19 protein-coding genes and 2 tRNA genes are annotated in these 15048 nt (G+C 61.8%); 15 read left to right on the forward strand and 6 right to left on the reverse strand.

Annotation, left to right across the window (positions count from 1 at the left end; genetic code table 11):
* Positions 1–52: 52 nt before the first annotated feature.
* The 3 genes from galE (at position 53) to NMA58_RS01125 (ending at position 3463) form a co-directional block, all read left to right on the forward strand.
* On the forward strand, positions 53–1087 hold the full coding sequence (gene galE, locus NMA58_RS01115; RefSeq protein ID WP_434712030.1) for a UDP-glucose 4-epimerase GalE: 1035 nt from the start codon (positions 53–55) through the stop codon (positions 1085–1087).
* A gap of 144 nt (positions 1088–1231) precedes the next feature.
* The gene (locus NMA58_RS01120; protein ID WP_430956902.1) at positions 1232–2284 is read left to right on the forward strand and encodes an enoyl-CoA hydratase/isomerase family protein; all 1053 of its coding nucleotides are present in this window, start codon (positions 1232–1234) and stop codon (positions 2282–2284) included.
* A gap of 240 nt (positions 2285–2524) precedes the next feature.
* On the forward strand, positions 2525–3463 hold the full coding sequence (locus tag NMA58_RS01125) for an MBL fold metallo-hydrolase (protein ID WP_434712031.1): 939 nt from the start codon (positions 2525–2527) through the stop codon (positions 3461–3463).
* A gap of 47 nt (positions 3464–3510) precedes the next feature.
* Here NMA58_RS01125 and NMA58_RS01130 read toward each other — a convergent pair whose 3' ends face one another.
* Together NMA58_RS01130 and NMA58_RS01135 are read right to left on the reverse strand one after the other, a co-directional pair.
* Positions 3511–5571, reverse strand: coding sequence for an ATP-dependent helicase (locus tag NMA58_RS01130; protein ID WP_434712032.1), 2061 nt, complete (start codon positions 5569–5571; stop codon positions 3511–3513).
* A 96-nt stretch (positions 5572–5667) separates the two neighbouring features.
* Positions 5668–5934 (reverse strand): hypothetical protein, encoded by a 267-nt coding sequence (locus NMA58_RS01135; protein ID WP_097600367.1) that lies wholly within the window; start codon positions 5932–5934, stop codon positions 5668–5670.
* 152 nt (positions 5935–6086) lie between these two features.
* Between NMA58_RS01135 and NMA58_RS01140 the strand changes: the two genes are divergently transcribed.
* On the forward strand, positions 6087–6350 hold the full coding sequence (locus NMA58_RS01140) for a hypothetical protein (RefSeq protein ID WP_434712033.1): 264 nt from the start codon (positions 6087–6089) through the stop codon (positions 6348–6350).
* A 223-nt stretch (positions 6351–6573) separates the two neighbouring features.
* Here the strand turns inward: NMA58_RS01140 and NMA58_RS01145 are convergent, their stop codons facing one another.
* Both NMA58_RS01145 and NMA58_RS01150 read right to left on the reverse strand, forming a co-directional pair.
* Positions 6574–6816, reverse strand: coding sequence for a DUF982 domain-containing protein (locus tag NMA58_RS01145; protein ID WP_434712034.1), 243 nt, complete (start codon positions 6814–6816; stop codon positions 6574–6576).
* A gap of 774 nt (positions 6817–7590) precedes the next feature.
* Positions 7591–7665: transfer RNA gene (locus tag NMA58_RS01150), tRNA-Thr, on the reverse strand.
* Between the two features lie 156 nt (positions 7666–7821).
* On the opposite strand from NMA58_RS01150, the gene NMA58_RS01155 reads away from it, so the two are divergent.
* The 11 genes from NMA58_RS01155 (at position 7822) to NMA58_RS01205 (ending at position 14226) form a co-directional block, all read left to right on the forward strand.
* On the forward strand, positions 7822–8016 hold the full coding sequence (locus tag NMA58_RS01155; protein ID WP_085776872.1) for a hypothetical protein: 195 nt from the start codon (positions 7822–7824) through the stop codon (positions 8014–8016).
* Positions 8017–8108: 92 nt separating this feature from the next.
* Positions 8109–9401 carry a UDP-N-acetylglucosamine 1-carboxyvinyltransferase gene (gene murA / locus NMA58_RS01160; RefSeq protein ID WP_085776873.1) on the forward strand — a complete coding sequence of 431 codons (1293 nt, stop codon included), beginning with the start codon at positions 8109–8111 and terminating at the stop codon, positions 9399–9401.
* A gap of 157 nt (positions 9402–9558) precedes the next feature.
* A complete protein-coding gene (locus tag NMA58_RS01165; protein ID WP_085776874.1) occupies positions 9559–9990 on the forward strand; it encodes a DUF2948 family protein in 432 nt (143 codons plus the stop codon).
* Between the two features lie 57 nt (positions 9991–10047).
* Entirely contained in the window at positions 10048–11343 is a 1296-nt protein-coding gene (gene hisD, locus NMA58_RS01170; protein WP_434712035.1) for a histidinol dehydrogenase, read from the forward strand.
* Positions 11344–11351: 8 nt separating this feature from the next.
* On the forward strand, positions 11352–11825 hold the full coding sequence (locus tag NMA58_RS01175; RefSeq protein WP_434712036.1) for a UPF0262 family protein: 474 nt from the start codon (positions 11352–11354) through the stop codon (positions 11823–11825).
* Complete coding sequence (locus NMA58_RS01180) at positions 11822–12307, forward strand: low molecular weight phosphatase family protein (protein ID WP_097600272.1); 486 nt, start codon at positions 11822–11824, stop codon at positions 12305–12307. Before NMA58_RS01175 ends, NMA58_RS01180 begins: the two co-directional genes overlap by 4 nt.
* Positions 12308–12430: 123 nt before the next feature.
* The gene (infA, locus tag NMA58_RS01185; protein ID WP_003545338.1) at positions 12431–12649 is read left to right on the forward strand and encodes a translation initiation factor IF-1; all 219 of its coding nucleotides are present in this window, start codon (positions 12431–12433) and stop codon (positions 12647–12649) included.
* Positions 12650–12685: 36 nt separating this feature from the next.
* Entirely contained in the window at positions 12686–13306 is a 621-nt protein-coding gene (locus NMA58_RS01190) for a Maf-like protein (RefSeq protein WP_085776877.1), read from the forward strand.
* Between the two features lie 132 nt (positions 13307–13438).
* On the forward strand, positions 13439–13651 hold the full coding sequence (gene yacG / locus NMA58_RS01195) for a DNA gyrase inhibitor YacG (RefSeq protein WP_085776878.1): 213 nt from the start codon (positions 13439–13441) through the stop codon (positions 13649–13651).
* Positions 13652–13831: 180 nt separating this feature from the next.
* A tRNA-Phe gene (locus NMA58_RS01200) sits at positions 13832–13907 on the forward strand.
* A 58-nt stretch (positions 13908–13965) separates the two neighbouring features.
* Positions 13966–14226: a hypothetical protein gene (locus NMA58_RS01205; RefSeq protein WP_434712037.1), complete on the forward strand. Its 261-nt coding sequence runs from the start codon at positions 13966–13968 to the stop codon at positions 14224–14226.
* A 121-nt stretch (positions 14227–14347) separates the two neighbouring features.
* Here NMA58_RS01205 and NMA58_RS01210 read toward each other — a convergent pair whose 3' ends face one another.
* Both NMA58_RS01210 and NMA58_RS01215 read right to left on the reverse strand, forming a co-directional pair.
* The gene (locus NMA58_RS01210) at positions 14348–14896 is read right to left on the reverse strand and encodes a DUF1643 domain-containing protein (protein WP_434712038.1); all 549 of its coding nucleotides are present in this window, start codon (positions 14894–14896) and stop codon (positions 14348–14350) included.
* A complete protein-coding gene (locus NMA58_RS01215) occupies positions 14893–15045 on the reverse strand; it encodes a hypothetical protein (RefSeq protein WP_434712039.1) in 153 nt (50 codons plus the stop codon). The genes NMA58_RS01210 and NMA58_RS01215 overlap by 4 nt, the downstream gene beginning before the upstream one ends.
* Positions 15046–15048: the final 3 nt, after the last annotated feature.

Genomic DNA, 15048 nt, shown 5'->3' on the forward strand with positions numbered 1-15048 from the left:
AGAAAACCGGCGCCTGATGCCCCTGCTTATAAATTGAAGCGGGGTGTGGGGCATGGCGGTTTTGGTGACGGGCGGCGCCGGATATATCGGCAGTCACATGGTTTGGGCGCTCATCGATGCCGGCGAGGATGTGGTCGTGCTCGACCGTCTCTCCACCGGCTTTCGCTGGGCGGTGGCGCCGGAGGCGCGTTTTTATCTCGGCGACGTCGCCGACCCCGACATCCTGAAGAAGATCTTCATCGAAAACGACATCGAGGCGATCATCCATTTCGCCGGCTCCGCCGTCGTGCCGGTGTCTGTCGCCGACCCGCTCTCTTATTACGACAACAATTCCGGCAGGACCCGTGCGCTTCTTTCCGCCTCGATCAGCGCCGGCATCCGCAACTTCGTCTTCTCCTCGACGGCCGCCGTTTACGGCCAGCAGCAGAGCGATCTGCCGGTGAAGGAATCGGCTCCCCTCAACCCGGAAAATCCGTACGGTCAGTCGAAGCTGATGACCGAACTGATGCTGCGCGATGCCGCCGCCGCTTACGATTTCAACTACGTCGCCCTCCGCTACTTCAACGTCGCCGGCGCTGACCCGCACCACCGCACCGGCCAGTCGACCTCCGGCGCCACGCACCTCATCAAGGTTGCCTGCGAGGCAGCGCTCGGCAAGCGCGACAGCGTCCATGTCTACGGTATCGACTATCCCACCCATGACGGCACCGGCGTGCGCGACTACATCCATGTCAGCGATCTCGCCGATGCGCATCTGAAAGCGCTGCAGCACCTGCGCAGAGACAAGGGCCCGCTCGTCGCCAATTGCGGTTATGGCAGCGGCTATTCCGTGCTCGACGTCTTGAACATGGTCACCCGCCTGCACGGGCATTCCTTCAAGATCCACATGGCGCCGCGGCGCGCCGGCGATTCGGCAAGCGTCGTCGCCGACGCTTCGCTCGCCCGGCAGGTGCTCGACTGGAAGCCCCGATACGACTCGCTTGAGACCATCGTCCAGAGTTCGCTCGATTGGGAGCTCTTCCTGTCAAACAGAAACGTCGACGACCTGCACAGCATCCACCGGGCACTTGCCGCCGCATCCTTCTGAGCGGTGTCTATGCGAGCCGCTGCGCAGCCGCAGCGTCAGCCCGGGGGTCCCTGTCGGCCTGAGCAATGGATCGGTGCGGGCCGCAAATACTCTGGAGCGATGGCGCATCCTCGTCTATGCATGGTGCAGCAGATGAGGTGAACCATGCAGCACGGCGAAGTGATCATCGAACGGCGGGGCACCGCCGGCATCATCCGGCTCAACCGGCCGCGGGCGCTGAACAGTCTGACGCTGCCGATGATCCGCGCGCTCACGGAGGCCCTTCATGACTTTGCCTCCGAATCCGATGTGGCAAGCGTCGTAATCACCGGCGAAGGCGAACGCGGCTTCTGTGCCGGCGGTGATATCCGTGCCTTGCATGAAAGCGCCCGCGCCGGTGATGATCTCGCCGGAACCTTCTGGCGCGAGGAATTCCGCCTCAACCATAAGATTGCCGTCTATCCCAAACCCTATGTCGCGCTGATGGACGGCATCACCATGGGCGGCGGCGTCGGTCTGTCCTCACACGGCCGCCATCGCATCGTCACCGAGCGTACGCGGCTTGCCATGCCCGAAACCGGCATCGGCTATGTCCCCGATGTCGGCGCCACATGGCTGCTGCCCAAGGCACCCGGCGAAGCCGGAACATGGCTCGGCCTGACCGGACTCGACATTGGTGCTGCGGATGCGATCTATGCCGGTCTTGCCGATGTTCAGATCGCTTCGTCGCGGCTCGACGCGGTGATCGATGCTCTTTGCGACCTGCCGCGCGCCAGCGCGTCGACTGAAGTCGATGCCCTGCTGCAGGGATTTTCCGAGCCACTGGGGGAAAGCCGGTTGCGGCAGAACGCCGATATGATCGACCACACATTTTCCTTCGACAGCGTCGAGGAAATCCTCGGGGCTCTCGCCAAGGAAGAGGGCGAGTTTGCCGCCGAGACGCGCCGGGTGCTGCTCAGCCGGTCGCCGACCAGCCTGAAACTCGCTCTGCGGCTGCTGAGGGCCGGCCGGCGCAGCGCTTCGCTCGCTGAATGTCTTCGCCGTGAACTCGGCGCCTGCCTGCAGATGCTGGATAATCCCGATTTCTTCGAAGGCATCCGCGCCGCTGTCATCGACAAGGACCGCAATCCGAAATGGTCACCGGCATCAGTCGAGGCCGTGAAGACGGAAACGGTCGAACGTTTCTTGGAACCGGCCGATCCGCCGCTTTCACTCTGACGCTGTCATCCTCTGAATGCCGAATGCGTGGAACCGTGCGGCGGGTGAGAGCCTTTTGCTTCCTGTTGCCAGTCTCTTCAATACCAAATCTCCGGCGCGACACGCCGAAACCATAGGCCGCCCTGTCCTAAAGCCTAGCTTTCTCTCTCCCTTGACCTGATCGACCGCCAGATACGCTTCGGCATAGTGTCCGCGACGTGACCCATAACGGACATCTCTCGATCAAAACAGGAGCGCATCATGTCGCAGGCAGAAGCAAGAACCCGTACGATTGGTCAGCAGGGGCCTGGCAGTCCGAAACATGAAGAATTGGTTCCGTCGCGCTACGCGGTACGGATCGGCGAAATCGAAGTGCTGATCATCAGCGATGGTGTGCTGCCGCTTCCAACCGCGATGCTGGGACATAACGCCGACGCGGCCGACCGGGCGGTCTGGCTGGATGATATGTTCCTGCCGCGGGACGCTTTCGACTGGGCGCTGAACGTGGTCCTGGTGCGCAGCGGCGGCCAGACCATCCTCATCGACGCAGGCTTGGGGCTGGATCCGGACTTGAACTTGCCGCGCGCGGGTCAGTTGATCAAGCGACTGGAAGGCGCCGGCATCGATCTGGCATCCGTGACCGACGTGGTGCTGACGCACCTGCACATGGACCACATCGGCGGGCTGCTGGTCGAAGGGGTCAAGGACCGACTGCGCCCAGACCTCAGGATTCACGTGGCGGCTGCCGAGGCGAAGTTCTGGGAAGCGCCCGATTTCAGCCACGTGTCCATGCCGCCCGGCTTCCCTGATGCGCTTCGGGCGACGGCAAAACGTTTCCTGAGCGAGTACGGCAGTCATCTGACGCTGTTCGACGAGCAATCCGAGGTGGCCCCTGGTGTGGTGGCCCAACGCACCGGCGGCCATACTCCCGGACATAGCGTGGTCCGCCTGGCGTCCGGCGGCGACAGGTTGACATTCGCCGGCGACGCCGTGTTTGCGGTCGGGTTCGAGCACCCCGACTGGTACAATGGTTTCGAACATGATCCCGAAGAAGCGGCTCGCGTTCGCCTCGATCTTTTGCAAGAGCTGGCCGCGACCGGTGAACAGCTGGTGGCCACGCACCTGCCGTTCCCGTCCGTCGGCCGGGTGGCGGTGGACGGCGAAGCCTTCCGTTGGGTGCCGGTCTTCTGGGACTATTGAGCGCCGATCCAAAAAGCGTTGCATAGAGCCGATCTATGCAACGCACTCTATCGCCACATGCCGCGCATGCGGGCGCCGACGTCGATGCGTACCTGGCGCGCCTGTGCCTGGGCGGCGGCTTCCGACTTCACCTGCGGCCAGCTGCAGGCCTCGAAAAACTGCAGCAGCGTCGCGGGAATGAAGCGGCTGCGCGAGGCATAGACGTGCCGGTCGCCCTGGGCGTTCTGCCCATAGGTGAAGAAGCGTTGCGGCACGACAAGGTCGAGACCGTCGCGGGCGCGCGTCATCGCCACATAGAGCAGCCGGCGCTCCTCCTCGATCTCGGCGGTGGTGCCGACCGCAAGATCGCTCGGAATGCAGCCGTCGACGACGTTCAGCATGAAGACTTTCGTCCATTCCTGGCCCTTTGCGGAATGGATGGTCGACAGGATGAGATAGTCCTCGTCGAGAAGCGGCACGCCGGCCTGATCGCTGGTCGCATCCGGCGGATCGAGCGTGAGCTCGGTGAGGAAACGTTCGCGGGAGGCATAACCCCCGGCGATCTGCTCCAACTGCAACAGATCGGCCTGCCGTGTCGAAGCGTCCTCGTGCAGCCGCTCCAGATGCGGCGCATACCATTGCCGCGCCAGCTCGATTTCCGCCGGCCAGCCGGCCTTGCCGGATCTCAGCTCCTGCAGCATCGAAACGAAGGCGGTCCAGTCCTCGCCGGAGCGTGGCGGGGGCGGCATACCGGCGAGAGCGGAGAGCGGACTCACATCCTCGGCCATCAGATCGAGCGCCTTCTGCGCCGTCGATGGCCCGACGCCCGGCAGGATCTGCATCAGCCTGAAGCCGGCCACCCGGTCGCGCGGATTTTGCGCAAAGCGAAGGGCGGCGAGCATATCCTTGACATGCGCGCTGTCGAGAAACTTCAAGCCGCCGAACTTGACGAAGGGAATGTTGCGCCGGGTCAGCTCGACCTCCAGCGGCCCGCTGTGATGGGCGGCGCGGAAGAGCACGGCTTGCTGCTTGAGCTTCAGGCCTTCCTCGCGATTGTCGAGCACCTTGTCGGCGACATAACGCGCCTGCTCGGCCTCGTCGCGGACATTGACGAGACGCGGCCGCTCGGCCGACTGCCGCTCGGTCCAGAGGTTCTTGGTGAAGCGCTCCGAGGCGAGGTCGATTACCGCATTGGCGGCGGCCAGGATCGGCTGCGTCGAGCGGTAGTTGCGGTCGAGGGTGACGATATCGGCGGCCGGGCTGAAGGCCGCGGGAAAATCGAGGATGTTGCGCACGGTCGCGGCGCGGAAGGAATAGATCGACTGCGCATCGTCGCCGACGACGGTCAACCCCTGTCCCTGGGGCTTCAGAGCCAGCAGGATCGAGGCCTGCAGCCTGTTGGTGTCCTGATATTCATCGACGAGCACATGGTCAAAGCGGCTGCCGATATCCTCGGCAATCACGCTCTCGCCGACCATCTGCGCCCAGTAGAGCAGGAGGTCGTCGTAATCGAGCACGTTCTGAGCCTGCTTCGCCTCGACATAGCAGGCGAAAAGCTCACGCAGCTGTTGCTCCCATGTCGCGCACCAGGGAAAGGCGTCGCGCAGCACCTGATCGAGCGCGGTTTCCGAATTCACCGCCCGGCTATAGATGGCAAGGCAGGTGCCCTTGGACGGAAAGCGGCTTTCCGTCTTTGAGAAGCCGAGATCGTGCCGGATGAGGTTCATCAGATCGGCGCTGTCTTCGCGGTCGTGAATGGTGAAATCGGCATCGAGGCCGATCTGCTGGGCATAATCGCGCAGCAGCCGCGCGCCGATGCCGTGGAAGGTGCCGGACCAGTTGAGCGCATCGGCCATGATGCCGGCATTCGAACCCAGTACATCACGGCAGATGCGCTCGACGCGCCGCGCCATCTCGGCGGCTGCCCGGCGCGAGAAGGTCATCAGCAGGATGCGGCGCGGATCGGCGCCCTTGACGATCAGATGGGCGACGCGATGCGCCAGGGTATTCGTCTTGCCGGAGCCGGCGCCGGCAATGACCAGCAGCGGCCCGGCAATATGACTGCCGTTGGTGAGCGTGCCGTGCTCGACGGCCATGCGCTGTTGGGGATTGAGCTTTTCGAGATACATCCAGCCGTCCGGTCGGGCTCCCGCAGAATCACTGCGAGAAGATTAGATGTTCCTTGAATGTTCGCGATTTCAGCCGCTGTCAAGCGGCACGGGACCTCAATCGGGGAAATCCGGGCCGATCACGCGCCGCACCAGTTTCAGGCTGCGGTCCGGCTGGAGAATATAGGTTTCCTCCACGCGCTGGCCCGTCTCGTTGTAGAATTGGTGATGGACGGCGCTGCCGATCGGCGACTTGGTGAGCTTGGTTCGCGGCTGGCCGCCATAGGTGATGCTGCCGGGAATAGGTTCGAGCGCAGCCGTATCGGCCGAGGAGCAGCCGGCGAGCAATGCCCCGGCAAACAAGGCGGGCAGAAACGCTTTCATCGCAGTCATCCCTCTGCAGACTGCCGATAGATATGGAAAGCGCGACCTCTTTCGCCAAGGGCTGCCCGATGCGCAGTCGCCTGCTGTGGCGCTGAGGGAACCAAAGCGCCCTCCAGGTGTTGAAATGCCGGACCTGAACGCTGGAGACCATCATGCAGACGCTTCTTCGCCTCTGGGCGTCCACCCTGATCATCGGCTGCGGCGTCTTTGCCGGCCCAGCCTATGCCTCGCTCGAAACCGGCATGGATTATTCCGCTTTGCCGAAGGATCAGATCGCCCTCAACGAATATACCGGCAGTGTCGCCTGCGAGCCGGCAGAACCGCACTACCTGCCGTCCTTCATCCGCGCGGCTGACGGCACGATCATCGGTGTGGGATATATCGAGACAGAGAATGAGGCCGGCGCGGATTGCTGAAACCGATCCGCTCGAACGAGGCTCGCCTGCGTTTCCGGATGACGAGCCTCTGACCGTCATCATGACGGCTGGATGTTTTCTATCTAAACAGCCGGCTCTGGCGCAACGCCCTTTGCGCTCAAACCCGGCGCCTGCTCGCTGCAGGGTTAAGTGAAAATTAAACAATGTATCGTACCGGCACAGTTTACTGACCAGACTGAAAACGGCCGGACGCCCTGCCGCGTCAATTCAGCTTCAGCTTCGCCTCTTCGGCCGCTGCCAGGAACTCGGCTCTAGCCTCCTCCATACTTTTGCGGCCGTCGAGCGCCGCCCGGCAGGTGCTGCGGGCCTTGATGTAATGAAGCCCGCGCGAACTCGGCCAGAAATCTGCCAGGCATTTCAGGGCATCGAACGGCCCGTTGACCGTTCGCGCATCGGCTCCCTCGAAACCGACCGTGACCGGGCTGTTCCATCGTTCAGTTGCCATCGATACTCCTCCACGATTGTCGATAGAAACAGGGTGCAGCGCCCTCCATCCAGGACAGACACCGCCATGGTAGGCATTCTAGCGCGATTTTTGCCGTCAACAATGGTGAATCGTTTGTTGCTGATAAGGCGGAATGCCAGCTTGAGTAAGGCGGATCGCCGGGGTGTGCACGCTAAGAGGAATTTCGAGCAGTCGATGAGAAGTTGCATGGCACCCGAGCCTGCCAACGCTACCATGCTCGGAAAGCTGAGGGCTCGACAGGGGTTAGATCGAAAATTGATCCGGACTGCTTTTCTCGGCGCGGCGCTGGTTATGCCGGCTCTCGCTCACGGCGCAGATGTGTCCGCTGAAGACGCTTTCTTCTCGCGTCTCTCCATTGAGGCCATCCCAAGACTGCAGCGGGCGACTCTCAGTTGGTACGGTGAACGGACGGCGATAGATCTCGCCGCCCTTTTCATGGCAGAGAATGCTCTTCGCTGGTATATTGAAGGCATCGACGGTGGAGTTTCCCCGCGACCCCACACGCAAATTCCACGGAAGACCTGGTGATAACCGGAGAGATTCATGAACTGTGGCAGCTCTCCCCGTTCATACCTTATTATCTCGAGGCAACCGAAATTCCCGATTGCACTATATGGCTGTTCAGTTCGTGCGAATGGCTGCCCCTTACCCTAGCCCTTACCTGGGTCAAGCCGCTCGTCTCGACCCCGGTCGGTGCCGGCAGCCGGATGAGGGGCCGCTGGGCGCGTAAGAAAATGATGTCTGAAAGAAAACTGGTGCTGCCGAGTGGGATTGAACCACCGACCTCACCCTTACCAAGGGTGTGCTCTACCACTGAGCTACGGCAGCAGGACCAGATCCGCGCGGAGCCGGGCGGCTCAATTGCGGGAACGGGGCGGCTATTGCCACAGCTTGACGACAAGCGCAAGCCGCAAAATCCAACTTCGCGTGGATAGAGATGCAAGGGACTTTTGGATCGGCGCGAATTCGGCTAATTCTGTTGACATGAACGACAAGACCGAAGCCGGCCAGAAGAGCCGTAAAGAGGCGATCGAGGCACAGGCGAAACTGCGCCGCGAGCGCGCCGCCGAAAAGCTCAGGGAAAATCTTTCCAGACGCAAACAGCAGGTGCGTGCCCGCCGTTCCGGCCAGGCCGACGAAACTAACGGGCTGCCCGCCGCAAAAATGGACGAATCGTAATGTTCCGTCCCGGACGAATTGAAGCCTCTTCATAAATCCCCTAAACACCTCACTCCTTCTTTCAAGGCAGAACTTTCAGGAAGTAAGCGCACATGGATCGTATCAGAATTGTCGGCGGTAATGAGCTGAATGGCATCATTCCGATTTCCGGCGCCAAGAATGCCGCACTGCCGCTGATGATCGCCTCGCTTCTGACCAGTGACACGCTGACGCTGGAAAACGTGCCGCACTTGGCAGACGTCGAGCTTCTGATGCGCATCCTCGGCAATCACGGCGTCGATGTCGCCGTCAACGGCCGCCGCGAGCGCCAGGAGGATTCCTACGCCCGCACGATCCATTTCACCTGCCGCACCATCGTCGATACCACAGCCTCCTACGAACTGGTCTCGAAGATGCGCGCCTCATTCTGGGTTATTGGGCCGCTCTTGGCGCGTGAGGGCCATTGCCGCGTTTCGCTGCCGGGCGGTTGCGCCATCGGCACGCGCCCCGTCGATCTCTTCATCGACGGCCTGACGGCACTCGGTGCGACCATGGAGATCGATGCCGGCTATATCAATGCCCGGGCGCCCGACGGCGGGCTGATCGGTGCGCGCTACACCTTCCCGAAGGTCTCCGTCGGCGCCACCCATGTTTTGATGATGGCCGCGACCCTTGCCCGCGGCACGACTGTCATCGGCAACGCCGCCCGTGAACCCGAAGTCGCCGACCTCGCCAACTGCCTGAACGCCATGGGCGCCAAGATATCAGGCGCCGGCACCTCGACCATCACCATCGAAGGCGTCACCTCGCTGTCGGGCGCGCGTCATCGCGTCCTGCCGGACCGCATCGAGACCGGCACCTACGCCATGGCCGTCGCCATGGCCGGCGGTGACGTCGTGCTCGAAAATACCGATGTGGCGCTGCTCGAGACCGCGCTGGAAACCTTGCGCCGGACTGGCGCTGACATCTCCGCGACCAATAACGGCATGCGCATCAGGCGCAACGGCGCCGGCATCAAGCCGGTCGATATTGTCACCGATCCTTTCCCGGGCTTCCCCACGGATCTGCAGGCACAGTTCATGGCGCTGATGACCCGCTCCTCCGGCATCTCGCATGTCACCGAGACGATCTTCGAAAACCGCTTCATGCACGTGCAGGAGCTTGCCCGGCTCGGCGCCAGGATCACGCTCTCCGGCCAGACCGCGAAGATCGAGGGTGTCAAGCGCCTGCGCGGCGCGCCCGTCATGGCGACCGATTTGCGCGCCTCCGTCTCGCTCGTCATCGCCGGCCTCGCCGCCGAGGGCGAAACCACAGTCTCCCGCGTTTACCACCTCGACCGCGGCTTCGAGCGGCTCGAAGCGAAGCTGACCCGCTGCGGCGCCGTCGTCGAGCGCATCAGCGAGTAAGAGAGACCTTCATTCCGGTTGCGTAATCGGTCGCAGCATCTTATTTCCCTTGTCTGACGCATCGCCATTCCGGCGATGCCCGTTAAATAGCAAAAGCATGATGTCGTCCGAAAACTGCTCGCACTTTTCGGCATCCTGCTCTGGGGATTGAGCCTGAATGACCGACCTGAAGCTTGTTGCGCTTGATGACGAGGACCTCGCGATCATTTCTGCGCATATGCAGGATAGCGTCTTCAAGGTCGGCGACATCGACTGGTCGCCGCGGGGTGCCCAGTTCGCGCTTGCCGCCAATCGTTTCGTCTGGGAAAGTGCGGCGCGCAAGCGCAAGGGTTTTGAGCGCCGCCGCGCCGCCCTGGTGTTCAAGCGCGTGCTTGCCGTCCGTTCGCTCGGCGTCGATCGCGGCAAACGCGATGAGGTGCTGTCGCTGCTGGCGCTGCGTTTCGAGAAGAAGGGCGAGGGGCCGGATGGCACGATCGAGCTGGCGCTGTCTGGAACGGCCTCGATTGCGCTCGACGTCGAATGTATCGAGGTCCAGATGGCTGATATCGGCGGCGCATGGCAGGCGGCTTCCAAACCCCGCCACCCCTAAAGGGCTTGATGCCTGAAGTTTGAACATCGCGGTTCGAGTTGAGAAGGAATATAGCTCTTGGCAATCTGGCTGGATCAGGCATCGGAAGGTTTCGAGCAGCATTTTGCCGCCTTTCTGACGACGAAGCGCGAAGTGTCCGAGGATGTGAATTCAGTCGCCCGTGCCATCATCGATGATGTCAGGGCGCGCGGCGATGTGGCGCTGGCCGAATATTCGCTGAAATTCGACGGCATCGATTTTGCCACCGTGCCGATGCGCGTCACGCCTGAGGAGATTGACGCCGCAATCGAGGCGGTGCCTGCCGAAGTGCTGGGCGCGCTGAAGCTCGCGGCCTTGCGCATCGAGAGCCACCATCGCCGCCAACTGCCGAAGGACGATATTTACGAGGACGACATGGGCGTCGGTCTCGGCTCGCGCTGGACGGCGATCGAGGCGGTCGGGCTCTATGTTCCGGGCGGCACCGCGAGCTATCCGAGCTCGGTGCTGATGAATGCGGTGCCGGCCAAGGTCGCCGGGGTCGACCGCATCGTCATCGCCGTTCCCGCCACCGGCGGCGCTGTCAATCCGGCGGTGCTCGCCGCCGCCAGGCTTGCCGGCGTCACCGAGATCTACCGTGTCGGCGGCGCTCAGGCGATCGCCGCTCTCGCTTACGGCACCGAGACGATCGCACCGGTCGCCAAGATCACCGGTCCCGGCAATGCCTATGTCGCCGCCGCCAAGCGCCACGTCTTCGGCACCGTCGGCATCGATATGATCGCCGGCCCCTCCGAGGTGCTGGTGATTGCCGATAAGGACAACAATCCCGATTGGATCGCTGCCGACCTTTTGGCGCAGGCCGAGCACGATGTCAGCGCCCAGGCGATCCTCATCACCGACGATGCCCTATTCGGCAAGGCGGTGGAGCAGGCGGTTGAACGGCAGCTGAAGATGTTGAACCGCGCCGAGACGGCAGCGGCAAGCTGGCGGGATTTCGGCGCGGTGATCCTCGTTGCCGATCTGAAGCAGGCCATTCCGCTTGCCAATCGCATCGCAGCCGAACATCTCGAGCTCGCCGTCGCCGATCCCGACCGGCTGCTCGACGGCATCCGCAATGCCGGCGCGATCTTCGTCGGCGCTCATACGCCCGAGGTCATCGGCGATTATGTCGGCGGTTCGAACCATGTGCTGCCGACGGCGCGTTCGGCCCGCTTTTCCTCCGGTCTATCAGTGCTCGATTTCGTCAAGCGCACCTCGATCCTGCGGCTTGGGCCGCAGCAGTTGCGCACCCTGGGCCCGGCGGCGATCGCGCTTGCGGTCTCCGAAGGCCTCGATGCCCATGCGCGGTCGGTCGCGATCCGCCTCAACCTCGATTAGGTGAGGGGATGGCGGCGGGCGAATTCCGGCTTTGCGACATCGTCCTGGACGATACGATCGGCCGTTCGACGCCCGATGTCGAGCATGAGCGCGCCGTCGCCATCTTCGATCTGATCGAGGAGAACAGCTTCGAGCCGCTCGGCCATTCCGGCGGCCCTTATCGGCTGAACATCTCGCTGGTCGATTCGAAGCTGGTCTTCGCCATCAAGACGGAAGAAGGCGGCGATGTCGCCACCCACATCCTGTCGCTTACCCCCTTCCGGCGGATCGTCAAGGATTACTTCATGATCTGCGAAAGCTATTACGAAGCGATCCGATCGGCGACGCCAAGCCGTATCGAGGCGATCGACATGGGCCGGCGGGGCATCCACAATGAAGGCTCGCAGACGCTGAAAGACAGGCTGGCCGGCAAGATAGAGGTCGATTTCGACACCGCCCGGCGGCTTTTCACGCTGGTCTGCGTGCTCTACTGGCGTGGATGACGGCGATGGAGCTTGCCGGCGATGTCGAAGACGCGAAGAGGCCGGGCGCGATCCTCTTCATGTGCGGGCTGAACGCCATCCGCTCGCCAATGGCAGAAGCGATCGCCCGTAGCATTCTGCCGTCCAATACCTATATAAGGTCGGCCGGCGTTCGCGCCGGCGAGCGCGATCCCTTCGTCGATGTCGTGCTTGAGGAAATCGGGCTTTCCCTTGGGCGCCGCCAGCCGCAGACGCTTGATGAACTCGAGGACGATTATTTCGATCTGATCATCACGCTTTCGCCGCAGGCCCATCATGCGGCGCTGGAACTGACGCGGTCGAACGCGGTCGACGTCGTCTATTGGCCGACCATGGATCCGACGGTCGTCAGTGGGACGCGCGAACAGATATTGGACAGCTATCGCGAGGTCCGCGACCACCTGGCCGGTCTCATCGAAAGCCGGCTGCTCAGACGAAATGGCATTGCCGCGCAATCGGCATGAAAACAAATAAAGGAAAGCCTGATCAACAAGGTTCACAAACCTGCGTTGATTGTGTAGTTTCCGCCCAAATTTTAAAGGCGCGCTCTGCGCTGCCTCTGCAACACACAGGAAGAAAACCACTATATGCCGAAAGAAGAAGTCCTCGAATTCCCGGGAATCGTCACCGAACTTCTGCCGAATGCGACGTTTCGCGTGAAGCTTGAAAACGAACACGAGATCATCGCCCATACCGCTGGCCGCATGCGCAAAAACCGCATCCGCGTTCTGGCGGGCGACAAGGTGCTTGTGGAAATGACGCCCTACGATCTGACCAAGGGCCGCATCACCTATCGTTTCAAGTAAGTCTGCCCGCTCCCGTCCGCCGATGGTCGAGGTTTTATGGCGCTGAAATACAAGCTCATTCTGGCCTCGGGCTCGCCCCGTCGCGTCGACCTGCTCAACCAGGCCGGCATCGAGCCTTCGCGCCTGATGCCGATGGATATCGACGAGACGCCGAAGAAGTCGGAGCACCCGCGTTCGCTCGCCCGAAGGCTGTCGGCCGAGAAGGCCGAGGCCGCACTTGCCGCCATCAAGGGTGATATCACCTGGAAGGGCAGCTATATCCTCTCCGCCGATACGGTGGTCGCCGTGGGTCGGCGCATTCTCGGCAAGGCTGAATTCGCCGACGAGGCGCTGAGCTCGCTGCACCTCCTCTCGGGACGCAACCATCTCGTCTATACCGGCGTTTGCCTGGTGACGCCCGAACGCAAGATCCGCCAGAAGATCGTCGAGACCAAGGTGCGCTTCAAGCGGCTGTCCGGCTTCGAAATCGAGAACTACCTGGCCTCCGGCCAGTGGCGCGGCAAGGCGGGCGCGTACGGCATCCAGGGTCTTGCAGGCACTTTCGTGCAGAAGATGGTGGGCTCCTACACCAATGTCGTCGGCCTGCCGCTTTATGAAACCATTCTGCTTCTGACCGGCGAGGGCTTCGATGTGCATAGCCGGTGGCCCGAGGGCTGACCGACGGCCGATGCTTAAAGCGCGTCACGATCTTTCAGATCCGCGCGTCGCGTTTTAACACTTGTTTTTATGCATGTCGTTGTCGCAAAACCGCTGACACTTTTGCGCGACATGCTTTAGGACGGACCGATCATGCCCGAAGACAAGAAAGCCGCCGCCAAGGTCGAACCGCTGCGCAAGACGCGCCCTTGCCCGGAATGCGGCAAACCATCAAACCGCGAACATTACCCCTTCTGCTCCAACCGCTGCCGCGAGCTCGATCTCTCCCGCTGGCTGACCGGCTCTTATGCCATTCCGGTGGCCGACGACGAAACGAAAGCCGATTATCCTGACGAGGAAAACTAGGAGATTTCCTCTCCGAAGTTCTTATTTTTCCACATGAATCCCCAAAACCGTCAAGACAGTCAAAAAAGAGTCATTTGACGCTTGCCATGGCCGAACAAGATGCTATAACCCCGCTCGCTTCCGGGGCGAACCAAGGCCCCGCGGTTCTTTTCATCAAGAACACCGTAGCGAAGCGGGTTGGCCCAGGTAGCTCAGTTGGTAGAGCAGCGGATTGAAAATCCGCGTGTCGGTGGTTCGATTCCGCCCCTGGGCACCATCACGATAATCAGCATTGATTGTTTGATTTTTCCAGCCTAAGTGTCCTGATATTATGCATGAACGAAAATCTTTGTTCACGCGGCATGCCGAATTTAGCTCTCGTCGCCCTTCGAAATCAGCTCGATCGCACCTTTCGCAAGCCGCCTCTGATTGGCGGCTTTAGGCTCTGGAGATTGCATTGCCGCACGGGCCGCAGACCCTTCGGGCTGGACGCCAAGACCTACTGCGACAAGACCGCTCCAATCTATCGGCGTGAATTTGGGAATGAATTGCGCCCCGAGCGATGCGCCGATCAGGACGCTGCTTACTGGCCCTGACCAGCCCCTCAATTGTGAAATGCGAGCGGGGCTTCCGGCAATCGCTCCACGAACATGTTTCCACAAACGACAAACGTCCGCCCGCGGCCGTTTGTCGAGGTTATCGGATGTCCGCTGCTCATCACGCGACCTCCATCGCTCTTTGGAATATGACCGGCTGTTGGTCGCGCGGAATGCGGTGTTGGCCGCGCGCCATCGGGTGTTTGGGGAAGCCGTCTTTTGTCAGGCCAAGGCAGACGATGTCGACGAGCTGCTGGCGGGCGCGGTGCTTGAACCACGTGTCACGGCTGAGGTAATCGCCACCATTGCCCCATGCTGCCAGCACCGGCGTGTTCTGGTGACGGGCAATGATAAGGGCGCGATCGATGAAGTTGTCGCAGCGCGGACCGATCGAGTCCTTAGCCTTCATCATTTCCTTCGGGGATGGCGAGCGCCAGGCGTGAAGGTTGACGATCAGGATGCCGCCATAGCCCCAGAGCTTGGCAAACCAGATGAGCACGAGCACCGTCGGGTCATTGCGTCGATGATCGGCGTCGGAGGGGTTGAGCATGCAAACAACGAGGATGGGCTTGCCCGCATCCCAAACGCGGCGCAGCTCGTCACGGTAGAAGGTGCAGTCGGAGATGGCAGCGCTCATCCGCATCTCGGTTTTGAAGAGAGCGAGGCTCATCGGCGCTGCTTCCCGGTGATGACGAAGACGGTGCCGCTCTGCATGTTCAGCTGGACCGGATCGCCGCGTCCGATGCGGGTGAAGAGCGCCTCGAGGTCGCCCTCGGCGGTATCCGCAGCTGAGCGATACTGAAGCACCGACTTGTACAACGC

It is taken from the genome of Rhizobium sp. YTUHZ045 (assembly GCF_051124255.1).
Lineage (GTDB): Bacteria > Pseudomonadota > Alphaproteobacteria > Rhizobiales > Rhizobiaceae > Rhizobium.